Origin of the sequence: Nocardioides bruguierae (assembly GCF_023656415.1) — a bacterium.
GTDB lineage: Bacteria > Actinomycetota > Actinomycetes > Propionibacteriales > Nocardioidaceae > Nocardioides > Nocardioides bruguierae.
In genome coordinates this window covers 1-22,416 of the sequence record NZ_JAMOIL010000014.1, presented here as the reverse complement: position 1 = coordinate 22,416, position 22,416 = coordinate 1, and the positions used below count along the sequence as shown (strand labels likewise).

The 22,416-nt window shown below is 73.9% G+C and carries 18 protein-coding genes and 1 pseudogene; 12 read left to right on the top strand and 7 right to left on the bottom strand.

The genetic code is table 11. The features are described from left to right. Window positions 1–73: 73 nt before the first annotated feature. A complete protein-coding gene (locus M8330_RS12415) occupies window positions 74–1,783 on the top strand; it encodes a bifunctional phosphatase PAP2/diacylglycerol kinase family protein (RefSeq protein ID WP_250827581.1) in 1,710 nt (569 codons plus the stop codon). An 18-nt stretch (window positions 1,784–1,801) separates the two neighbouring features. Here the strand turns inward: M8330_RS12415 and M8330_RS12410 are convergent, their stop codons facing one another. Both M8330_RS12410 and M8330_RS12405 read right to left on the bottom strand, forming a co-directional pair. Further along, on the bottom strand, window positions 1,802–3,298 hold the full coding sequence (locus tag M8330_RS12410; RefSeq protein WP_250053464.1) for a sodium:solute symporter family transporter: 1,497 nt from the start codon (window positions 3,296–3,298) through the stop codon (window positions 1,802–1,804). A 188-nt stretch (window positions 3,299–3,486) separates the two neighbouring features. Further along, window positions 3,487–4,167, bottom strand: a complete 681-nt coding sequence (locus M8330_RS12405) for a TetR/AcrR family transcriptional regulator (protein WP_250053462.1) — start codon at window positions 4,165–4,167, stop codon at window positions 3,487–3,489. Between the two features lie 199 nt (window positions 4,168–4,366). On the opposite strand from M8330_RS12405, the gene M8330_RS12400 reads away from it, so the two are divergent. From M8330_RS12400 to atzF, 4 genes are read left to right on the top strand one after another with little or no spacing between them, the layout of a single operon-like run. Then, a complete protein-coding gene (locus tag M8330_RS12400) occupies window positions 4,367–5,203 on the top strand; it encodes an urea amidolyase associated protein UAAP1 (protein ID WP_250827580.1) in 837 nt (278 codons plus the stop codon). Continuing rightward, window positions 5,200–5,904 (top strand): urea amidolyase associated protein UAAP2, encoded by a 705-nt coding sequence (locus M8330_RS12395; RefSeq protein ID WP_250827579.1) that lies wholly within the window; start codon window positions 5,200–5,202, stop codon window positions 5,902–5,904. The genes M8330_RS12400 and M8330_RS12395 overlap by 4 nt, the downstream gene beginning before the upstream one ends. Further along, on the top strand, window positions 5,901–9,566 hold the full coding sequence (uca, locus tag M8330_RS12390; protein WP_250827578.1) for an urea carboxylase: 3,666 nt from the start codon (window positions 5,901–5,903) through the stop codon (window positions 9,564–9,566). The genes M8330_RS12395 and uca overlap by 4 nt, the downstream gene beginning before the upstream one ends. After that, a complete protein-coding gene (atzF, locus tag M8330_RS12385; protein WP_250053454.1) occupies window positions 9,563–11,269 on the top strand; it encodes an allophanate hydrolase in 1,707 nt (568 codons plus the stop codon). The genes uca and atzF overlap by 4 nt, the downstream gene beginning before the upstream one ends. A 48-nt stretch (window positions 11,270–11,317) precedes the next feature. Here the strand turns inward: atzF and M8330_RS12380 are convergent, their stop codons facing one another. Then, window positions 11,318–12,901, bottom strand: coding sequence for an MFS transporter (locus M8330_RS12380; protein WP_250827577.1), 1,584 nt, complete (start codon window positions 12,899–12,901; stop codon window positions 11,318–11,320). 157 nt (window positions 12,902–13,058) lie between these two features. Between M8330_RS12380 and M8330_RS12375 the strand changes: the two genes are divergently transcribed. Both M8330_RS12375 and M8330_RS12370 read left to right on the top strand, forming a co-directional pair. Then, window positions 13,059–13,946, top strand: a complete 888-nt coding sequence (locus tag M8330_RS12375; RefSeq protein WP_250827576.1) for a MarR family winged helix-turn-helix transcriptional regulator — start codon at window positions 13,059–13,061, stop codon at window positions 13,944–13,946. 297 nt (window positions 13,947–14,243) lie between these two features. Then, window positions 14,244–15,332 carry an NADH:flavin oxidoreductase/NADH oxidase gene (locus M8330_RS12370; RefSeq protein WP_250827575.1) on the top strand — a complete coding sequence of 363 codons (1,089 nt, stop codon included), beginning with the start codon at window positions 14,244–14,246 and terminating at the stop codon, window positions 15,330–15,332. 196 nt (window positions 15,333–15,528) lie between these two features. Here the strand turns inward: M8330_RS12370 and M8330_RS12365 are convergent, their stop codons facing one another. After that, window positions 15,529–16,131 (bottom strand): HAD-IA family hydrolase, encoded by a 603-nt coding sequence (locus M8330_RS12365; RefSeq protein WP_250827574.1) that lies wholly within the window; start codon window positions 16,129–16,131, stop codon window positions 15,529–15,531. A gap of 258 nt (window positions 16,132–16,389) precedes the next feature. Here M8330_RS12365 and M8330_RS12360 point away from each other — a divergent pair, with 258 nt between their 5' ends. Beyond that, complete coding sequence (locus M8330_RS12360) at window positions 16,390–16,788, top strand: YkvA family protein (protein ID WP_250827573.1); 399 nt, start codon at window positions 16,390–16,392, stop codon at window positions 16,786–16,788. A gap of 18 nt (window positions 16,789–16,806) precedes the next feature. On the opposite strand, the gene M8330_RS12355 is transcribed toward M8330_RS12360, so the two are convergent. Beyond that, window positions 16,807–17,241: a DUF4446 family protein gene (locus tag M8330_RS12355; RefSeq protein WP_250827572.1), complete on the bottom strand. Its 435-nt coding sequence runs from the start codon at window positions 17,239–17,241 to the stop codon at window positions 16,807–16,809. 23 nt (window positions 17,242–17,264) lie between these two features. Between M8330_RS12355 and M8330_RS12350 the strand changes: the two genes are divergently transcribed. Continuing rightward, window positions 17,265–18,116: a prephenate dehydratase gene (locus M8330_RS12350; protein ID WP_250827571.1), complete on the top strand. Its 852-nt coding sequence runs from the start codon at window positions 17,265–17,267 to the stop codon at window positions 18,114–18,116. Window positions 18,117–18,153: 37 nt separating this feature from the next. Here M8330_RS12350 and M8330_RS12345 read toward each other — a convergent pair whose 3' ends face one another. Next, window positions 18,154–18,624, bottom strand: coding sequence for a hypothetical protein (locus M8330_RS12345; protein ID WP_250827570.1), 471 nt, complete (start codon window positions 18,622–18,624; stop codon window positions 18,154–18,156). A gap of 224 nt (window positions 18,625–18,848) precedes the next feature. On the opposite strand from M8330_RS12345, the gene larB reads away from it, so the two are divergent. From larB to M8330_RS12330, 3 genes are all read left to right on the top strand, one after another. Beyond that, window positions 18,849–19,586 carry a nickel pincer cofactor biosynthesis protein LarB gene (gene larB, locus M8330_RS12340; RefSeq protein ID WP_250827569.1) on the top strand — a complete coding sequence of 246 codons (738 nt, stop codon included), beginning with the start codon at window positions 18,849–18,851 and terminating at the stop codon, window positions 19,584–19,586. Then, window positions 19,583–20,845 carry a nickel pincer cofactor biosynthesis protein LarC gene (larC, locus tag M8330_RS12335; RefSeq protein WP_250827568.1) on the top strand — a complete coding sequence of 421 codons (1,263 nt, stop codon included), beginning with the start codon at window positions 19,583–19,585 and terminating at the stop codon, window positions 20,843–20,845. Before larB ends, larC begins: the two co-directional genes overlap by 4 nt. 127 nt (window positions 20,846–20,972) lie before the next feature. Then, on the top strand, window positions 20,973–22,187 hold the full coding sequence (locus tag M8330_RS12330) for an arginine deiminase (protein ID WP_250053439.1): 1,215 nt from the start codon (window positions 20,973–20,975) through the stop codon (window positions 22,185–22,187). A 68-nt stretch (window positions 22,188–22,255) separates the two neighbouring features. Here the strand turns inward: M8330_RS12330 and M8330_RS22830 are convergent. Then, window positions 22,256–22,416 (bottom strand): annotated as a pseudogene (locus M8330_RS22830) (IS30 family transposase); the annotation flags it as partial.

Here is a 22,416-nt window from a genome sequence, read left to right as displayed (position 1 = left end):
GCGCCCGACACCACGCGGCGCACGGGCCCGGGGACGTGCGCACGCCGCCGCGGACCTCGGCATACTCGTCCCCGTGGCCGCTCCCCTGACCGCTCCCCCGACCGCTCCCCTGGCCCCCCGCCAGCGTCTGCGGATCGGTGCGTGGGGCCTCGCCTGCTGGGTCGTCCTGGCCCTGGTGGGGCTGTTCCAGGGGCAGGGCTGGCCGCCGGTGACCTGGCTGGACTCGCTCGCCGCCGGCGCCGGCGACACCGTGTGGGTCTCCCCGGACGACGAGGCGATGTTCCGGGTCCTGCTCACCATCGAGGACGTCTTCTCCCCCTCGGGCATCACCACGATGGTCGTGCTGCTCGCGATCGCCCTCCTGGCGCTGGGCCGCGGCCGGCTGGCGATCATCACCGTCATCACCCCGCTCGTGGTGGGCCGGCTGACCTCGCTGCTCAAGGTGACCTACGGCCGCGAGCGGCCGGCGTGGCAGAACACCGACGGGTTCCTGGAGTCCGGCTCCTTCCCGTCCGGCCACGCCTCTGGCACCGGGGCGCTCGTGGCGCTGCTGGCCCTCGTGGTGCTGGTCGCGGTGCCGTCGGTCCTCGGCCGGCGGGTGCTGCTGGGCGTGCTGGCCGTCATCCAGGTCGTGGTCTGCCTCGACCGGGTGCTGCTCGGGCGGCACTACCCCTCCGACACCGTGGCCGGCACCTTGCTGGGCGTCGGCGCCGTGCTCGTGGCGGTCGCGCTCTACCCGCCGCAGGGCGGCACCCGCCGCGGCGAGACCCCCACCCCCGGCACCCAGGACGAGGCGGGCGAGCCGGTCGCGCAGGGGCGGCCGCTGGCCGTCGTCCTGAACCCGGTGAAGGTCTCCGACCCCGACGCCTTCGTGGAGATGGTCGCCGGCATGGCCGCGACCCGCGGCTGGGCCCCGCCCCGCGTCTACCTGACCACGGTCGAGGACCCCGGCCACGGCATGACCCGGGCCGCCCTGCGCGACGGCGCCGAGCTGGTGCTGGTCTGCGGCGGCGACGGCACCGTGCGCGAGGTGTGCGCGACCATGGCGGGCACCGGCGTGCCCGTGGGCATCGTGCCGGCCGGCACCGGCAACCTGCTGGCCCGCAACCTCGACATCCCGCTGTACCGGCGCCCCGCGCTGGAGTGCGCGCTGGGCGGGGAGACCAAGGCGGTCGACCTGGTCGCGGTGCGCGGGGACGGCCTGGAGGAGACGCACTTCCTCGTCATGGCCGGCATGGGGCTGGACGCGGCGATCATGGAGAGCGTCAACGAGGAGTTCAAGGCCCGCGTCGGCTGGCTGGCCTACGTCTTCTCCGGCATCAAGGCCTCGATGTTCCCCACCATCAAGCTGGAGATCTCCGTGGACGGCGGGGAGTTCACCACCCACCGCGCCCGGATGGCCGTGGTGGGCAACGTCGGCTACCTCACCGCCGGCATGCCGCTGCTGCCCGACGCCACCATCGACGACGGCCGGCTCGACGTCGTGCTGCTCTACCCGCGCGGCCTGCTGTCGTGGGTGCCGCTGGCCGCGCGCGTGCTGCTGCGCCAGCGGCACACCGACGACCTGGTGAACCGGATGACCGGCCGCACCATCACCCTGCGCTCGGCCAGCGCGGTGCCGCGCCAGCTCGACGGCGACCCGTGCGGCGAAGGTCGCGAGCTCGAGATGACCTGCCTGCCGGGTGAGCTCCTGGTGCGGGTGCCCGGGGAGCGCGTCACCCCCTGGGCGGTCGCGGCCAAGGTGAACGCCCGGCTGACCGCCGGCGCCTCGACCCCCTCCTGACCAGCGCCGACGCCGCGCTCAGCCGATCGGGTCCGGCTCGCGCCGGTCCACCTCGAAGCGGTCGAGCGCGAGGACGTCCTCCTCGTGGTCGGCGTTGGAGGTGAGCAGGCTGACCCCGACGTAGGTGAGGGCGCCGACGGCGAAGGACAGGAGCGTGGCCCACCCGTCCATCCCGATCCCGACGACGTCGTTGCTCACGTAGAGCAGGTCGTTGGGCACCCCGTAGAGCGTCGGGGTGAGCACCAGCAGGACGGCGCGGACCACGAAGCCGACCCCGCACGCGGCGAGCGTGCCGGCGGTGGTGCCCCGCCGCCAGAAGACGCCCACGATGAACGGGACGGCCAGGCAGGCGAGCATCAGGTCGAACGCGAGGGTCAGCAGGATGCCGGTCTGGGAGACACGGATGGCCAGCAGCACGCCGATCGCGACGACCGGGAGCATGGCCACGCGCGTCCAGCGCAGCAGCGGGTCGTGGTGGCCGGGCTCCACCTCGCGGCGGATGCCGACGATGTTGCGCACGGCCACGGCGGACGTGGCCAGGATGGCGCCGGAGGCGGTGGAGAACGAGGCGGCGACGATGCCGGAGAGGGTCAGCACGGCGAGGATCGCGGGGGCCGGTCCGTCGAGAAGCTGGTAGACGATCGGGCCGTTCGCGGCGTCCAGCCCCAGCACCGAGGACGCGGTGAGCGCGATCAGCGCCCAGAGCGTGCCGATCACCGCGGTGGCGCCGGCGCCGATGAAGCAGGCCTTCTGCGCGGCCTCGGGCGACCTGGCGGCGAAGATGCGCTGCATGAAGTCGATGGCCACCAGGTCGCCGATGCCGAGGCTGATCAGCGTCGCCCAGTTGATCGGCGCGCCGAGCTCGCTGCTGGTCAGCTGCTCGAGGTCGAACGGGCCCATGCCCGGAGCGATCTCGATGCCGTAGGAGACGGCGACCCAGCCGAACAGGGCGAGGGTGCCCACCACGGTGATGACGGCCTGGATGACGGCGGTGTACGCGTCCGAGTAGAGACCCCCACCGATCGTGTAGGCGAGGATGAGCACCACGGCGAGCACCACGCCCACCTGGTAGCCCAGCGGGGTGAAGTACTCGAAGAGGAAGCCCATCGCCACGAGGTTGCCGGCGAGCAGGATCGTGAAGGCGAAGATCATCAGCACCGAGGCGACCACCTCGACACGGCGGCCGTAGCGCTTGGCGAAGAAGTCGCCGAGGGTGAACAGGCCCATGCGGTTCATGGGCTTGGCCAGGAACAGGCCCGCCAGCAGCAGGCAGAGGGCGAGACCGAGCGCCAGCGAGGCACCGGCCCAGAAGCCGAACGTGCCCGTGAGGTCGGTGTTGCCGACCGTGGCGTTGGAGTCGACGGCGGCGGTGGTCAGCGCGACCGCCACGAGCGGCACGCCGAGGGACCTGCCGGCGACGAGGTAGTTGGCCGAGTCGCCGTCGACCTTGCGGGCGACCGCGATGCCGACGACGAGCACGAGCAGGACCGTGAGGGCTACTCCGGTGATGATCATGGGCTGGGCTCCTGGCTGGAGGACGTCGCCGGAAGCGGCCTCGACGCGCCCGGGGCTCGACGGTGAGCCCGGCGCCTTTTCGATCGAGCGACCGGCGTGGTGCGTCCCATTGCGCCGCCCGGATGTTTCGTCGGGCGTACGCGGCAGGCAACAGGTCTGTTAATTCGGTCGTTCGATCGAAATAACGGCTACGGAACGAGGGCGGCACCCGCCTCGCGCGCGGCGGCGACGGCGTCGGCGTCCAGGCCCACGACTCGCAACGCCGCGTCGGCGATCCGGTCGGTGACCTCGCGACCCGGCGCCACGCCGGCGTCCCGGCGCCGCAGGATCACCGACTCGACCAGGCCGAAGACCAGGTCGGCGAGCTCCCCGGCACCCTCGGCCACCCCCTGCTCCGCCACCAGTGCGGCGACCAGCCCGGCGTAGACGCCCGCGAGGCGGTCGCGCTGGGCGTGGAACGACGCGAACCGCTCGTCGCCCAGCTCGGGCAGCAGGTAGAGCGAGCCCAGGTTGGTCTCGCCGGAGGCCAGCAGCCGGGCGTCGTAGGCGCACAGCGCCCACAGTCGGGCCGCCGCCGTCCCCTCGGCGCCGGCGAGGCCGTCCGCGTAGGCCACCGACGGCTCGACGGTGCGCAGCAGGAGCGCCAGCAGGATCGCGTGCTTGCCGCCGAAGTGGTGGTACATCGTGGCCTGGGAGATGCCGGCACCCTGTGCGATCGCGTAGGTGGACGTCGAGCCGAAGCCGACCTCGCTGAACTGCTTCGCCGCCGAGACGAGGATGTCCTCCTCCGTGCCCAGACCGCTGACCGACGAGGCCTTGCGAGGCCGTCCGCGCCGTCGCGGCTTCTCCTCCGCCTGCTGCTCACCCACCCCCGCAACCTATCCGGCACCCCACGTGCGGTGTGTCAGCAACCGGCCCCGGCCACCTCGGCCGGTCACGCACCGCGCCTCGCTCGAGCACCGCCCGACCGGGCACCGCAACGCGGAGTTAACACGTCGGTGACGCCGTCGAACCACACGCGGCGCAGAGTTTCTGTCGATCAACCGAAAAGCCACTGGAGGAGCCTCGATGAGCAGCACCGCGACCACAGCCGGCGCCCGGTCCCACGCCCGGGCCCAGGAGGGGACCGTCGTCGAGACGATGCCCACCGTGCCCGCCGCGCGCACGACCAGCCCCCTGCCCGACCAGGTCGCGAGCAGCGACGTCGTGTGGTCCGAGCGGATCGCCGGCGGCGGCTACGGCCATCGCGTCCTGGAGCGCGGCACCCACCTGCGGCTGACCGACCTCACCGGCGACGCGTGCGCCTCGGTGCTCCTCCACTCGGCCACCTCACCGTGGGAGCGGCTCAACGTCGCCGACACGGTGAAGGTGCAGTGGCAGGTCTACTCCGGGACGGGCCAGCTGCTCCTCTCCGACCAGGCCCGCGTCCTGGCCAGCCTGGTGGACGACACCAGCGGCCACCACGACGCCGTCTTCGGCACGACCACCCAGGCCGCCAACGCCGCGCGCTACGGCGACGGCTCTCCGCAGGGCCCCACCCCGGCCGGCCGCGAGCTGTTCGTCCTCGGCGCCACCAAGAACGGCCTCGGCCGCCGCGACCTGCCCGGCTGCGTCTCCTTCTTCCAGGGCGTGCGCGTGGACGAGGCGGGGCGCGGCGTCTGGCAGGGGTCGGCCGGCGCCGGGGCGAGCGTCACGCTCCGCCTGGAGATGCCCGCGATCCTGCTGCTCGCCAACACCGCCCACCCGCTGGACCCGCGCCAGGAGTTCACCAGCGGCCCGCTCGACGTCCTCGCGTGGCGCGGAGCACCCACCGCGCCCGACGACGACCTCTGGTCCGCCTCCCCCGAGGGCCGCCGCGCCTTCGAGAACACCCTCGACCACCTGAAGGGACGTGGCCTCGCATGAGCACGACCACCGACCCGGGCACGCTGACCCCCCGCGACGCCCACACCCCCGCGACCCTGACCGGCGGGCACCTCGCCGGCCTGACCGAGACCCACCGCGAGCTCGTCGCCGCCCGGGCACCGTGGTCCCGCGTGCTGCGCGCCGGTGAGGTCCTCACGATCGTGGACGTCGACGGCAACCAGGCCGTCGACTTCCTCGCGTTCGCCTGGCCGGACACCGCCCGCGCCTACTCCGCGCAGGCCACCCTGGCCGCGGCCGGCGGGGTCTTCCTCACCACCGGCTCGGTCCTCCTCGACAACGAGGGGGGCCCGCTGCTCACCGTGGTCGCCGACGAGGTCGGCCGCCACGACACCCTCGGTGGCGCCTGCAGCCAGGAGTCCAACACCCTGCGCTACGGCCACCACACCCGCGCCCAGCACGCCTGCGCCGACAACTTCATGAACGAGGCCTCGCGCTACGGCCTGGGCAAGCGCGACCACGTCTCCAACGTCAACTGGTACATGAACGTGCCGGTCGACCCCGACGGCGCGCTCGGCATCGTCGACGGCATCTCCGCCCCCGGGCTGAGCCTCGCGCTGCGCGCCGAGACCGACACCCTCGTGCTGGTCTCCAACTGCCCGCAGGTCAACAACCCGTGCAACGGCTTCGACCCCAGCCGCGCCGAGATGGTCGTCCACTCCCCCGAGGCGGGTGCCCGATGAGCGCCACCACGACACCTGCCACGACACCCGCCACGACACCGGGCACCCTGCTCGTCGCCAACCGCGGCGAGATCGCCTGCCGGGTCATCCGTGCCGCGAAGGCGGCCGGCTGGCGCACCGTGGCCGTCTTCTCCGAGGCCGACCGCGGCGCCGCCCACGTCCACCTCGCGGACGAGGCGGTGCTGCTCGGCCCGACCCCGCCGAGCCAGTCCTACCTGGACGTCGACGCGGTGCTCGCCGCGGCGAAGGCGACCGGTGCCACCGCGGTCCACCCCGGCTACGGCTTCCTCTCCGAGGACGCCGGCTTCGCCGAGCGGCTGGAGTCCGAGGGCCTCACGTTCGTCGGGCCGACCCCCGACGTCCTGCGCACCTTCGGCGCCAAGCACACCGCCCGCGAGGCCGCGACGGCCGCCGGCGTCCCCGTGTTCGCGGGCACCGGCATCCTCGCCGACGCGGACGAGGCCGTCGCCGAGGTCGAGGCGGTCGGCTACCCCGTCATGCTCAAGGCGACCGGCGGGGGCGGTGGCATCGGGATGACCGTCTGCCGCACCCCGGAGGAGCTGCGGGCGGGGTTCGCGTCCGTCACCCGGATGGCCCGAGCCAGCTTCGGCTCGGCCGGCGTCTTCGCCGAGCGCTACGTCGAGCGGGCCCGGCACGTGGAGGTCCAGGTCTTCGGTGACGGCACGGGCCGCGTCCTCACCCTCGGCGACCGCGACTGCTCGCTCCAGCGCCGGCACCAGAAGGTGCTCGAGGAGGCCCCCGCGCCGGACCTCCCGGACGACGTCCGCGAGACCCTGCGCACCGCCGCCCGCGACCTCGCCGCCTCGGTGGCCTACCGCTCCGCCGGCACGGTGGAGTTCGTCTACGACGCCGAGCGCGGCGAGGCGTCCTTCCTGGAGGTCAACGCCCGGCTCCAGGTCGAGCACCCGGTCACCGAGCAGGTCACCGGTGTCGACCTCGTCGGCTGGATGCTGCGCCTGGCCGCCGGTGACACGGCCTTCGTGGACGAGGCTCTCGCCGCGCACCCCGACGGCGCCGTGCCGGTGGTCGGCCACGCCGTCGAGGCGCGCGTCTACGCAGAGGACCCGGCCGCCGACTTCCGCCCGTCCGCCGGCCTCCTCACCGGTGTCACCCACCCGGCCGCGTCTGCGGACGTCCGCGTCGACGGGTGGGTCGAGACCGGCACCGAGGTCTCCACCGCCTACGACCCGCTGCTCGCGAAGGTGATCGCCACCGCCGGCGACCGGCCCGCCGCCTGGGCCCGCCTGCGCGACGCGCTGGAGGAGACCCGGGTCGACGGCATCGAGGTCAATCTCGGCCTCCTGCGCGCGGTCTGCGACCTCGACGCCGTCGCCGACGTCCGGCACACCACCCACACCCTCGACGGCTTCGGCGACCCCGAGCCGCGGATCACGGTCGAACGCCCGGGCCTGATGACCACCGTCCAGGACGCCGAGGGCCGGCGCGGCCTGTGGCAGGTCGGCGTGCCGCCGTCCGGGGCCATGGACGCCCGCTCGCTGCGACTGGGCAACCTCGCCCTCGGCAACGACGAGGACGCGGCCGGCCTGGAGTGCACCGCCACCGGTCCCGCGCTGCGCTTCACCCACGACACCCTCGTCTGCGTCACCGGGGCACCCGCGCCGGTGCGCGTCGACGGCGTCGAGGCGCCGATGTGGGAGCCCGTGCTCGTGCCTGCCGGTGGCCTCCTCGACGTCGGGGACGCCGGCGCCGGACTGCGCACGTACGTGGCGCTCGCGGGTGGCCTCGACGTGCCGGAGTACCTGGGCTCGCGCGCCACCTTCACCCTGGGCGGGTTCGGCGGCCACGGTGGCCGGGCGCTGCGTCCGGGCGACGTCCTGCGCACCGCCGCGCCCGAGCGGGAGCCCGCCGGTCCGGTGGACCCCGCGCTGCGCCCGACGTTCGGGAAGCACTGGGACCTCACCGTCACCGAGGGCCCCCACGGCGCACCGGAGTTCTTCACCCGCGCCGACATGGAGACCCTGTTCGCCACTCGCTACGGCGTGCACTTCAACTCCGCGCGCACGGGTGTCCGGCTCGTCGGGCCGAAGCCGCAGTGGGCACGTCAGGACGGCGGCGAGGCCGGTCTGCACCCCTCGAACATCCACGACAACGCCTACTCGGTGGGTGCCCTGGACTTCACCGGGGACACCCCGATCCTGCTCGGCCCGGACGGCCCGAGCCTGGGTGGCTTCGTCTGCCCCGTGACGGTGGTCAGCGCCGACCGGTGGAAGCTCGGCCAGCTGCGGCCGGGCGACACCGTCTCGTTCGTGCCGGTCCGCCTGGAGGCGGCCCCGTCGCCCCGCTCGCTCGTCCTGCCGTCCCCGACCCGGCCGCGGACGGGCGGGGACGGCGACGACGGCGTGCTGCTGCGTCGCCACGCACGAGGCCCGGGCGCCCCGGACGTCGTGTACCGGCGCTCGGGGGACGACAACGTGCTGGTCGAGTACGGCGACCTCGTGCTGGATCTCGGCCTGCGGGCCCGGGTGCACGCGCTGCACACCGCTCTCGCCGAGCAGCGTGTCGCGGGCGTCCTCGACCTGACGCCAGGCATCCGCTCGCTCCAGGTGCACGTGGACCCCGACGTCCTGCCGGTTCCCCGGCTGCTGGGCCTGCTCACCGAGCTGGAGGACGGGCTCCCCGCCGTCTCCGAGCTCGTCGTGCCCAGCCGCCAGGTGCGGCTGCCGCTCTCCTGGGACGACCCCGCGACCCGCGAGGCGATCGCCCGCTACATGGCCGGCGTGCGTGACGACGCGCCCTGGTGCCCGTGGAACATCGAGTTCATCCGCCGGGTCAACGGCCTGGAGAGCGTCGCGGACGTCTACGACACCGTCTTCGCCGCCGACTACCTCGTGCTCGGCCTGGGCGACGTCTACCTCGGCGCCCCCGTCGCCACACCGCTCGACCCGCGGCACCGGCTCGTCACCACGAAGTACAACCCGGCCCGCACCTGGACGGCGGAGAACTCCGTCGGCATCGGCGGCGCCTACCTGTGCATCTACGGCATGGAGGGGCCGGGCGGGTACCAGTTCGTCGGCCGCACCACGCAGGTGTGGAGCAGCCACCGCACCAACGCGCTGTTCGAGCCCGGCAGCCCGTGGCTGCTGCGCTTCTTCGACCGGATCTCCTGGTACCCGGTCGAGCCCGAGGAGCTGATGGACCTGCGCGCGGACATGGCCGCCGGTCGGGGCTCGCTCGACGTCACCGACGGGGAGTTCTCCCTCGCCGAGCACGAGCGGTTCCTGGCCGACAACGCTGCCTCGATACAGGAGTTCCGGGAACGTCAGGCGACCGCGTTCGGCGCCGAGCGCAGCGCCTGGGAGGCCGCCGGCGAGTTCGACCGTGCCGAGGCCGCGGCGGAGGCCGCCGTCCCGGAGCCCGTCGACGTCGAGGTGCCCGAGGGCGGCGCGCGGGTGGACGCGCCGTTCGTGGCCAACGTGTGGAAGGTCGACGTGGCCGAGGGCGACGTCGTGGAGGAGGGAGCAGTGCTCGTGCGACTGGAGGCGATGAAGATGGAGAGCCACGTGACGGCACCCGCGGCCGGACGGGTGGTCGCCGTGACCGCCACCCCGGGCACCCAGGTGGCACCGGGCGACGCGCTGGTCGTCCTGGCGGCCCTGGACGGCGCGGAGGTGTCGGCATGAGCCGGGTCGGCGACGCGTTCGCCGCCCTCGAGGTGGCGCAGCGCCCGGAGGTGTTCCTGTTCGTCCGCGACCGCGAGGTCGTGGAGGCCGAGGCCGCCTCCGCGCAGGGCCCCCTGGCCGGGCTCCTGCTCGCGGTGAAGAACAACGTGGACGTGGCGGGCACGCCCACCACGGCCGCCTGCCCGACCTTCGCGGACGGGCCCGCCGACGCCGACGCCCAGGCCGTCGCACGGCTGCGTGCGGCCGGTGCCACCGTGCTCGGCTCGACCAACCTCGACCAGTTCGCCACCGGGCTCGTCGGCCAGCGCAGCCCGCACGGCGGGGTCCGCGACGCCCGGCGTCCGTCCTACGTCTCGGGTGGTTCGTCGTCCGGGTCGGCGGTGTCGGTCGCGCTCGGTCTGGCCGACGTCGCCATCGGCACCGACACGGCCGGGTCCGGTCGCGTGCCCGCGATGTTCCAGGGCCTGGTCGGCATCAAGCCCACGCTCGGGGTCGCCGCCGTCGAGGGCGTCCTGCCCGCCTGCCGCTCCTGGGACGCGGTGACGATCTTCGCTCGCGACCTCGACACCGCTGCCACGGCGATGGGGGCGATGGCGGGCGGACCGGGCACCCGGGCGTGGCCCTCCGACGTGCGGCTGGCCGCGCCGACGCGGCCGCGGGTCGCCGTCCCCGAGACCCTGGTGCGGATGGAGCCGGCCTGGGTCGCGGCGTTCGACGACGCGATCGCCCGGCTCGAGGCCGGCGGTGCCGACGTCGTGAAGGTCCCCTTCCAGGACTTCCTGGACGCCGCGCTCCTCCTCTACGACGGCGCGCTGGTCGCCGAGCGGCACGGGGCCGTCGGCGACTTCGTGGACGCCCACCTCGACGACTGCGACCCCACCGTCGGCGGCATCGTCTCCCGGGCCGGGGAGGTCAGCGGCTCGGCGTACGTTCGCGACACCGCCCGCCTCGAGGAGCTCAGGGCCCGGGCGATGGGCCTCGTCGAGGGCTGCGACGTCCTCGTCGTGCCCACCGCCCCCGGCCACCCCACGCAGGCGGCGCTGGCCGCCGCGCCGGTCGCGGTGAACTCCTGGGTGGGCACCTACACGAACTTCGCCAACCTCTTCGACCTGTGCGGCGTCGCGGTGCCGACGGGCACGGTGGTCGAGGAGGACGGCTCGGTCGCGCAGACGGGCGTGACGGTCCTCGGCCGGGCGTTCGAGGACGCCGTCGCGCTCGACGTGGCACGCCGCATGGCCGTGCTGCCGCCGTCCGTGGCGCTGCCGGGTGCGGCACCGGCGCTGCCGGACCCGGGTCCGTGGCCGCTGCTCGCCGGCGCGGAGGCCACGCGCCTGCTGGTCGTCGGGGCCCACCTGCCCGGCCAGCCGCTCGCCCACGAGCTGGAGGCCCTCGGCGCCCGCTGGGTGGGTCCGGCCACCACCGCTGCGTCCTACCGCCTGCTCGCCCTCGACACGACGCCGCCCAAGCCCGGGCTGGTGCGGGAGGCCGAGGGCGGGGCGGCGATCGAGGGCGGTCTCTGGGAGCTCTCCCCCGCCGCCCTCGGTCGCTTCCTCGCGGCCCTCCCGGCCCCCATGAGCCTCGGCTCGGTGGAGCTCGCGGACGGCAGCTGCGTGACCGGGTTCGGCGTCGCCGCCGACGCCGCGGCCGCCGGCAAGGACATCACGTCCTTCGGCGGCTGGCCGGCCTACCTCGCCGCCCGCTGACCCCGTCCCGCCGAGTCGGCAGCAGCTTGCTGCCGACTCGGCGGTGCCTCAGTGCGAGGAGACGAAGTCCCTCTGCCGAACGAGGAACAGCACGGCGACGGCGGCGACGGCCGCACCGACGGAACCGATGAGCAGGATGTGGTTGAGCGCGTCGACGACGGCGGTGGTGCCCACGTTGAGCACCAGGTCGTAGGCGGCCGAGCCGTCTCCGCCGTTCTGCTCGGCGGCCGACTGCGCGGCCGACGCGGCGACCTGCACCTGGCCGGAGGACAGCGCCGCGGAGAGACCGTCCACCGCCGCGTCCGGCACCTGGCCGCTCAGGTCGGAGGTGACCGCGTCCGAGACCTGGTGGCTGAAGATCGAGCCCAGCGCCGCGATGCCCGTGGCGATGCCGACCTGGCGGAAGGTCGAGTTCACGCCGGAGGCCATGCCGGAGCGGTCCGGGGTGACGACGCCGACGGCCGTGGAGGCCAGCGGCGGGTTGACCATGCCGATGCCGAAGCCGGCGATGACCATGCCGGCGATCAGGTGGGTCCAGGCGGAGTCGGCGTCGAGGCCGGTCATGAGGAACAGGCCGACGGCGACGAGCACGAAGCCCGGGAACATCAGCCACTTCACGGGGACGTGGCTGGAGAGTCGTCCTGCGACGACCGCGCAGACGAACGATGCGCCGGAGAGGAAGAGGAACCGCACGCCCGTGCCGACGGCGGAGTAGCCGAGCACCGACTGCACGTAGATGACCAGGTAGGTCAGCAGCGAGAAGACCGTGGCGGAGATGGCGAACGCGGCGACGAGGCCACCGACGAAGGTGGGCTTGCGCAGGAGCGTGAGGTCGAACATCGGGTGCGCGAGGCGCGCCTGGCTGACCAGGAAGACCACCAGCAGGACGGCGGCGACCACCAGCGAGACCACGACCTGCGTCTCGCCCCAGCCGGACTCGCCGGCCTCGATCAGGCCGAAGACCAGCGCGGCCAGCGCCACGGAGAACGTGATGAACCCGAACCAGTCGGGGCCGCCGGCGCGGGGGTCCTTGGACTCCTGGACCCGGGCGAGGGTGACGACGAGCGCGACCAGGCACAGCGGCACGTTGACGAAGAAGATCCACCGCCAGGACAGCCCGGAGGTGAGCACGCCGCCGAGCACCGGGCCGATGGCCACGGCCACGCCGGTGGTGGCGCCGAAGGCACCGAAGGCCACGCCCCGGTCCTTGCCGCGGAAGGCGCTGGCCAGCAGGGCGAGGGCGGTGGCGAACATGGCGGCGCCGCCGATGCCCTGGAAGGCGCGGGCCAGGCAGAGGAAGAGGACGTCGGTCGCGAAGCCGCAGGCCAGCGAGCCGACGGTGAACAGCACCAGGCCGATCGCGAAGACGCGACGGCGGCCGTAGAGGTCGGCCAGGGAGCCGGCCGTCAGCAGCAGCGCGGCCAGGGAGAGGGCGTAGGCGTCGATGACCCACTGGAGGTCGGAGAGCCCGGCGTCGAGCGCCGTGGCGATGTCGGGGAGCGCGACGTTCACGATGGTGATGTCGAGCAGCAGCATGAAGACGCCGAGACAGACGGCGGCGAGGGTCCACCACTTGGTGTCGGACCCGGCGGGCGCGCTGGCCGCGGTGGTCTCGGGGGCGGGCGAGGACATGGGAGCTCCTGCGTCGTTGCGAGGGGGTGGTCGCTGAGGATGAGGGACGGGCGAAACCGTCACGGGCTGAACTATCTGCTGCGCTACGATACGCTCGGAGAGCAGATCGTCAACACCTGAACGATCTGGTGCGGGACGAACGAGAGGGGGATCACGCGTGGGGCTCGACTGCCACGTGGCCGCGGGCCGCGAGCTGCTGCCCGAGCTGGCCGCGCTGCCGGGGCACGTCCTCTGGCGCGCCGCCGGACGCACCCAGCTGATCCTCGACGCCACTCTCCCGAGCGACGCCGGCATCCAGGCCTACGCGGTGCTCCGGGTCCTCGGCGACGGCGTGCCCCGCAGCCAGCAGGCCCTGGCGCTGGCCGTCTCCACCAGCCGCACCACCCTCGGCAAGGTCGCGGCCGGGCTGGTCTCCCGCGGTCTCGTCGAGCGCGTGCGCAACCCCGACGACCGCCGCTCCTACCTGCTCACCCGCACCGACGCCGGTGCCGAGGCGGCCGAGGAGTGGGCCCCCTCCGTCGAGGCGGCCGACGCCGCCGTCCGGGCCCCCTTCAGCGCGGACGAGGCCGACGACCTCACCGCCCTCCTCGCCCGACTCCTGGTGGCGGACGACGGCACCGCCGCCGCCCCCGAGCTGCGGACCTTCCCCGGGTTCCTGATCGTGCGTGCCCACACGGCCGTCGGACCCCGGTTCTCCGCGGGCCTCGCGCCGCTGGGCATCGAGCCCCGGCACATCGGCTCGCTCGTGGCCGTGCGCGCCCGCGGACCGATGCCGCAGACCGAGCTCGCCGGCTACCTCGGCCTCAGCCCGGCGTCCGTCGTGGGCATCGTGGACGAGCTGGAGCAGCGCGGCCTCGTGGAGCGCCGACGCAGCACCACCGACCGGCGCGCGCACGAGCTGCACCTGACCGGCGAGGCCCCCGCCGTCATCGACCGCGCTCGCACCCTGGCCGACGCGGTGGTCGAGGTGGTCTGCGCCGACCTGGCCGCCGACGAGCTCGAGCGCCTGCTGGGCTACCTGCGCCGGGTCGTCACCGACGCCTGAGACGACCCGCTCAGGCGGGCGCACGAGCAGGCGCACAGGCAGCGCCCGCGTGGTGAACCGTCTCGGGTCGGTCCTCCGCGCGGGCGCTGAGGCGAACCTAGAGCGGTCCGCAACGCCTCCGCAGCAGAATCGGCCCCGTGGTGGTGGCAGCACCCGTACGGACGGCACCAGCGGGTGGCCCCTCGTGCCGGCCGGGTTGTGACCTCGTCCACCCACCTGGTCGGAAGAGGTGGCGGACCTCCCGGGTTGGACCTCGTGCACGACGCACCCCTGCGACCCGGAGGAGACTTCCGTCCGATGAGCCAGCTCTTCGCCCCCCTCACCCTGCGTGGCACCGAGATCAGCAACCGCGCCTGGATGGCGCCGATGTGCCAGTACTCCGCCGCTGCCGAGGGCCCCGACGTGGGCGCCCCCAACGACTGGCACCTCGCCCACTACGGCGCGCGGGCCGCGGGCGGCCCGGGCGCGATCATCGTCGAGGCCACCGGTGTGCTGCCCGAGGGGCGCATCACCGGGTGGGACCTCGGCATCTGGGACGACGCGCAGGTGCCCGCCCACCGCCGGCTCACCGCCGCCATGGAGGCGCAGGGCGTCGTGCCCGGCATCCAGCTCGCGCACGCCGGCCGCAAGGCCAGCACCGCCAAGCCGTGGGACGGCGGCTCGGGGCTCTTCGAGGGCCCGGCCGCCTGGCAGGTCGTGGCGCCCTCGGCGATCCCCTTCACCGAGGGCTACCCCCAGCCGGCCGCCCTGGACGAGGCCGGCATCGCCCGCGTCGTCGAGGGCTTCGCGGACGCGGCGCGGCGCGCGCTCGAGGCCGGCTACCGGCTGATCGAGCTGCACGCCGCCCACGGCTACCTGCTGCACCAGTTCCTCTCCCCGCTCTCCAACCACCGCACCGACGGCTACGGCGGCTCCCTGGAGAACCGGACCCGTCTCGCGGTCGAGGTGGCCGAGGCCGTCCGCGCCGTGCTGCCCGACGACGTCCCGCTGGTCACCCGGGTCTCCGCGACCGACTGGGCCGAGGGCGAGGGCTGGACGGCCGAGGACACCGTGCACCTCGCCAAGCAGCTCGCCGGTGTCGGCGTCGACGCGCTGCACGTCTCCACCGGTGGCAACCTGCCGACCGCGCAGATCCCCGTCGGGCCGGGCTACCAGGTGCCGTTCGCGCGGAAGGTCCGCGAGGAGGCGGGCATCCCCACCATCGCCGTCGGGATGATCACCGAGCCGCTGCAGGCCGAGCAGCTGCTGGCCGACGGTGCGGCGGACGTCGTCGCGCTGGCCCGCCCGCTGCTGGCCGACCCGATGTGGGTGCGCCGCGCCGCCACGGTGCTGCGCAGCGACTCCCCGCTCCCCGACCAGTACGCCCGGGCCGCCTCCTTCCTCTGACGGCCCGCCGGAGGGGGGATACGACCCACCACATTCGTGGTTCCGCGCGACCGAAACCACGCATGTGGTGGGTCGTACCCCGTCCACCGCGCCCATCATGTGAGGGGCATTGACCGACGAGCTCGCCGCTCACGGTGTCGCAGCCCGATGGGTCGCCGAGTCCCGTCGGCCGAGCTCCGCGGACACCGCCCTGGGCTCACCCGAGCAGTGCCTCAAGTTCGGCGATCGATGTCTGGGTGTCCACGTGGAGCACTGCTTGCCAACCTGCGGCTCGGGCGCCGTCGACGCACAGCTGCTTGTCGTCGAGGAACACGATCTCCTCCGGTTCGACCGAGAGCTTCGCGGCGGTCAGGTCATAGACGGCACGGTCCGGCTTCCGCAGTCCTACCTCATGGGAGTAGATCAGCACGTCGGTCACGTCCTCGAAGCCCCAGACAGCCTCCTGCTCGCGGGCTCCGGGTCCCGAGTTCGAGAGGATCCCTACCTTCAACCCGCGTCCGCGCAGACCGGCGAACCACTCGAACAGCGGTCGGTCAAGGATGCCGACGTACCAACGCCAGTAGTCGCGCTCCCACTCGATTGCCTGGACCTCGGTGAGGCTGAGGCGCTCACCGAGGTGATCGAGGACCTGCTCCATCGTCACCTGACCAACCACGGCGTCACCCGGGATCGAGTCGAGGGCTGCGTCGAGCCGCTCGACCGCGATGCCGTGTCGCTGGCACCACGGATCAGGAAAGGCGCTGTCGTCGTTGATCTCCAGCACCCCACCGATGTCGAACACGACTGCGCGGACGGTCACGTTCCTATCCTGCCCGGTTCAGCGAGGCCATCCGCGTTGCTGGGTCAGTAACCACGGGGGCCGTCGACCAGCTCATGCAGCATCGGGTCGACGCGCCACCCGTCGTGGTCCTTGCCATCGGTGATCGGTCGCGGGTCGGGCACGCCGAGGAAGCTCCGCCGGTGGTCGGGGTACGACCCACCACATTCGTGGTTCCGCGCGCCCGAAACCACGAATGTGGTGGGTCGTACCCCGTCCACCGCGCGCATGATGGGCGGCGTGGACTGGACGACGGGGCTGGTGGTCGCCGGCGTGCTGGCGGGGCTGTGGGCGGTGTCGGTGCTGGTGATGGTGCTGCTGGCCGACCGGCTGCCCGACGGCCTGCTCAAGCAGGTCGCCGAGTTCCTCCCGGCGTGCGTGACGACGGCGCGGCGGCTGCGGCGACACCCCGACGTGCCGCGGCGGGCCAAGGTCGCGCTGGGCGTGGCCGTGGTGTGGGTGCTCAGCCCGATCGACCTGCTGCCGGAGTTCCTGCCGGTGATCGGTCCGCTCGACGACGTCGTGGCGGTCGTGCTGCTGCTGCGGTACGCGGCACGCAGCATCCCCCGCCCCGTCCTGCTGGAGGCGTGGCCGACCGACCCGGCGCTGCTCGAGCGGCTGCTGGGCCGCGCCCGGTGACGGCCGGGAGGGAATAGCTCAGGGCCGCGCGCCCGCCAGCGCCTCGGCCTCCTCGGGCGAGAGCTGCTGCTCGCAGGTCCACCCGGTGACCGCCTTGGCGTAGGTGCGGGCGTCCGAGCGCCCGTGGATCGAGGTGAGCAGGACGCCGTCGCCGCCGTCGTCCACGAGCGCCAGGGACCACGACAGGTGCCCGCCCATGTCGCCGAAGGCGTCGTAGCGGACGACGGCCAGGTGCCGCAGCGCGTCGGCGTTCTCGGCCCGCAGCGCGGCGACCTCGGCGCGCAGGCCGGCCACGTCGGTCGGCAGCTCCACCCGCGGGTCCCGCGCGCGCAGCCCGGCCGTGCGGGCCGAGCGCCGCGCCGCGACCACCGCCAGGGACAGCGCCACCACGGCCAGCAGGAAGCCTGCGACCGCCAGCACGACCACCACCGCGGACACCACGCTCGTCGACATGGCCGCGAATCTAGACTGGGCGGGTGGCTGAATCGCGACGCATCGCCTACCAGGGAGAGCCGGGAGCGAACTCCCACATCGTGTGCGCGGAGCACTACCCCGACTTCGAGGCGGTGCCCTGCGCCTCGTTCGAGGACGTGTTCGCGACCGTGGAGTCGGGCAACGCCGACCTGGCGATGATCCCGATCGACAACTCCCTGGCCGGCCGCGTGGCCGACATCCACCACTTCCTGCCGGGCTCGAGCCTGCACATCGTGGCCGAGCACTTCCTGCGGATCAGGTTCGACCTGGTGGCGGTGCCGGGGGCGACGCTGGGGTCGATCAAGACGGTGCACAGCCACGTCCACGCCCTGGGCCAGTGCCGCCGGGTGATCCGCGAGCTGGGCCTGGAGCCGGTGATCGCCGGCGACACCGCGGGTGCCGCGCGCGAGGTCGCCGACGAGCGCGACCCCTCGATGGCCGCCATCTCCCCGCCCATGGCCGCGGACCTCTACGGCCTCCAGGTGCTGCGCAAGGACGTCGAGGACGAGGACCACAACACCACCCGCTTCGTGGTGCTGGCGCCCCGCCCGCAGCGCCCGCCGGTGGGCGCGGGCCCCGTGGTCACGAGCTTCATCTTCAACGTCAAGAACCTGCCCGCGGCGCTCTACAAGGCGCTCGGCGGCTTCGCCACCAACGGCGTGAACATGACCAAGCTGGAGAGCTACATGGTGGACGGCGAGTTCACCGCCACCCAGTTCCTCGCCGAGGTCGACGGGCACCCGGACGAGGCGGGGCTGGCGCGCGCGCTGGAGGAGCTCACGTTCTTCACCACCGAGGTGAAGCTGCTGGGCGTCTACCCCGCGAGCCCGTTCCGGCTCGAGAACCGGGCCTGAGCGACTCGGGCCTGAGGGGCGCGCCCTCACCGACCCGTCAGGGTCGGCGCTCGTCCTGCGGGGCGCCGACCTCGTCGTCCGCGGCCGTGGTGTCGGCGGCGTCGGCGTGGCCGACGGGAGCGGTGGGCGCGAACGGGTCCGGCCGTCGACGCGGCTCGAACGGGTCGTAGGGCTGCTCCGCCCAGGCGGTGCCGGGAACGTCCGGTGCCGCGGCAGCACGTGCTCCGGTGGCACGAGTCGCGCGTGGCTCGCGGTCGGAGCGGAACCGCAGGCCCGTGAACGGGTCCTCCCCGCGGGCGTGGAAGCCGCGAAAGCGCGCCAGCAGCTCCAGCAGGGCACGCTCGTGCGGCGTGCCCGCGGTCGAGGGCCGCCACGACATCAGCAGCACGACCTGGAGCCAGTTGCGCAGGTCCACCTCGTCGACCGCGACGGTGTAGCTGCACGCGGCGTCGGCGACGAAGGTGAGTCGCGCCGTGCGCCGCTCCCACTGGAGTCGTCCGCCGGTCACGCGACCGACCTCGACAGCAAGATCCCCCTGCACCGCAATCCCCCCTGAATTGCCGGCCGCACTGCTGCGTGCCTGTCTCCGTTGTACCGGACGAACCCCGCCCGCGACAGTGCGACCCTCCAGGGGGACGTGCTCGGGAGCACGCTCGTGTTTTCCGCGTCGGTCGGGCACGGGGCGGAGGTCCGGGGGCGGAGGTCCGGGGCGGGGGCGGTTACCGTTCCGAGGTGCACGACCCGCTCCCCACCGACCAGGCCACTGACCAGGCCACCGACCAGGCCACCGACTCCCGCACCCTCGACGTCGGCTTCGCCCGCCTCGACCTCGACCGGGCCGCCCGCACCGGTGACCCCGAGGTGGTCCTCGGCCAGGGCAAGACGCCGGAGCAGGTCGCGAGCATCATGGCCGCGCTGCACGAGGCGCACCCGGAGCAGGCCGTGCTGGCGACCCGGCTCGACGACGCCGCCCGCGCCCACCTGGCGCAGGCGCTGCCCGCGGCCGAGCTGCACCACGAGGCGCGCTGCGCCACGCTCGGCCCGCTGCCGCCGGCCCGCGGCACCGTCACCGTCGTCGCGGCCGGTACCTCCGACGGCCCGGTGGCCGCCGAGGCCGCGCTGGTGGCCCGCGTCCACGGGGCGCACGTCGAGCGCATCACGGACGTCGGCGTGGCCGGCCTGCACCGCCTGCTGGCGGTCCGCGAGCGGCTGGAGGAGGCGGACTGCCTCGTCGTGGTCGCCGGGATGGAGGGCGCGCTGCCCTCGGTCGTGGCCGGCCTGGTCGGGGTCCCGCTCGTGGCCGTGCCGACGTCCGTGGGCTACGGCGCCTCGCTCGGCGGCATCACCGCCCTGCTCGCGATGCTCAACTCGTGCGCCCCGGGCGTGAGCGTGGTCAACATCGACAACGGCTACGGCGCGGCCGTGCACGCGGCCCGCGTGGCCCGGCAGTCCGCGGGAGCGCAGGCGTGAGCGCCGCGCCCGGCCGCGACGTCCCCGGTCGTGACGCCCCCGGCCGCGACGTCTGGGTCGACGCCACCGCCGGCGCCAGCGGCGACATGCTGCTCGGCGCGCTGGTCGGGGCCGGCGTGCCGCTCGAGGTGATCGCCGAGGCCGTCGACGCGGTGACGCCCGAGCCCGTCGGCCTCTCGGTGCAGCGCGTGGTGCGCTGCGGGCTGGCCGCCACGAAGGTGCACGTCGACGTCGCCGACTCCACCCACCACCGCACCTGGCGCGACATCCGCACGCTGCTCACCGAGGCGGACCTCGAGGAGCCCGTGCGTCGCCGCGCGGTCGCCGTGTTCCACGGCCTCGCCGTCGCCGAGGCGTCCGTGCACGGCACCGAGCCCGACGACGTGCACTTCCACGAGGTCGGCGCGCTGGACTCCATCGCCGACGTCGTCGGTGCCTGCGCGGGGCTGGTCCACCTCCTGGGGGACGACGGCCGGCTGACCGTCTCCCCCGTCTCCGTCGGGTCGGGCCGCGTGCGGGCCGCGCACGGCTCCCTGCCCGTGCCGGTGCCGGCGGTGGCCGCGCTGCTGCGCGGCGTCCCCTCCTCCGCCGGCCCCAAGGGCAGCGAGGGCGAACTGTGCACGCCCACCGGCGCCGCGCTGCTCACCGTCCTGGCCGACGCGCACGGGCCGCAGCCGGCGATGGTGGTCGCCGAGATCGGGCTGGGCGCGGGCGACCGGGACCCCTCGACCCACCCCAACGTGGTGCGCGTGCTGGCCGGCGAGCCGAAGGTCGGCGACGGGTCCAGCTCGACCGACGTCGTCCTCGAGGCCAACGTCGACGACCTCGACCCGCGCGTGTGGCCCTCCGTGCTCGCCGCGCTGCTCGAGGAGGGCGCCTCGGACGCCTGGCTCACGCCGATCCTGATGAAGAAGGGCCGCCCCGCGCACACGCTGTCCGTGCTGTGCCGGGCCGAGCTGGCCCCCGAGCTGCGGCGCACGATCTTCGTCCAGACCTCCACCATCGGCGTGCGCCAGCACGACGTGCTCAAGCACGCGCTCCCCCGCGAGGTCGTCACGGTCAGCGTGGGCGGCGAGGAGATCAGCGTGAAGGCCGCCCGCCTGGACGGCCGGGTCGTCACCGTGCAGCCGGAGCACGACGACGTCGCGGGCGTCGCCGAGACGCTCGGACGCCCCGTGCTCGACGTGCTCGCCGACGCCACCGCGGCCGCGCGGCGGCTCCTGCTCCCCGACCCGGACGCGGTGCACACCTACCGCTGAGCCCCCCTCGGTGGTCGAGGTGCGACGAGCCCTGGCGAGGAGCCTCGAGACCGCCGCACGCGACCGCAGCCCCGCGACCCCGACGGGGTGGACGCCGTTCGGTCGGGCCGGGTCCTAGGCTGCCGCCATGACCGCTCCTCACTACGCCGACTCCGAGGTCGGGCGCCTGCGCACCGTGATGCTGCACCGCCCCGGCGACGAGCTGCGCCGGCTGACCCCGCGCAACAACGACCGGCTGCTCTTCGACGGCGTGCCGTGGGTCGACCGGGCCCAGGAGGAGCACGACGCGTTCGCCGAGGCGCTGCGCGCCAAGGACGTCGAGGTCCTCTACCTGACGCAGCTGCTGACCGAGACGCTCGACGACGAGATCGCCCGCAACCACGCGATCACCTCGGCGCTCTCGGGCCTGCACCTGGGCGACACCCTGCGCACCTACCTCGCCGGGTTCCTGCACGACGCCTCGCCCGAGGAGCTCACCGCCTACCTCACCGCCGGCATCCGCAACGACGAGGTGCGCGGCGGGTTCGGCCTGGTCACCTCCCTGCTGGACCGCCACGACTTCCTCGTCGACCCGCTGCCCAACCTGCTGTTCACCCGCGACTCCAGCGTGTGGGTGCGCGACCGCGCCACCGTCACCTCGCTGGCGATGCCGGCGCGGGCCCGCGAGACGCAGCTGACCGAGCTGATCTACACCGAGCACCCGCGGTTCAAGGGCACCCGCAAGATCCACGGCTGGCACCAGGAGCACGTCGAGGGCGGCGACGTCCTGCTGCTGGCGCCCGGCGTCATCGCGGTCGGCGTGGGCGAGCGGTCCACCCCTGCCGGCGTCGAGCGGTTCGCGCGCCAGGTCTTCCACGCCGAGCTGGCCCACACCGTCCTCGCGGTGCCGATCGCCCAGGAGCGGGCGACCATGCACCTGGACACCATCTGCACCCTCGTCGACGTCGACAAGGTGGTCATGTACCCCAACGTCGCCGACACCCTCGAGGCCTGGACGGTCACGCTGGACGAGGCGGGCGACGAGGCCTCGCTCAGCCTGTCCGTGACCGGCCCCCGCCCGTTCCTCGAGGCCGCGGCGGACGCGATGGGCATCGAGCGGCTCATCCGCATCGACACCGGCCTCGACCCCGTCGAGGCCGAGCGTGAGCAGTGGGACGACGGCAACAACACCCTGGCCCTCGCGCCCCGGGTCGCGGTCGCCTACGAGCGCAACGACCAGACCAACGCCCGCCTCGAGGAGGCCGGCATCGAGGTCGTCCGCATCGCCGGCTCCGAGCTGGGCTCCGGCCGTGGCGGCCCCCGCTGCATGAGCTGCCCGATCTCCCGGGAGCCCCTCGCCTGAGCCGCTTCCGCGGATAGTCCCTGACCCGGATAGTCCCTGCCGTTGCGCAGGTCCCGACCGGGGTGGATTCAGCCTGTCGTCGCAACAGGTGGATCTGACTCGCCCGACAGTAGTGCGTCGAGTTCCTCCGCGGGGGTGCGCCACTTCAGTGTCTTGCGAGGACGGGCGTTGAGCTCGGCGGCGATCTGATCGAGCATCCCGGGTCCGTAGAACGAGAGGTCCTCGCTCT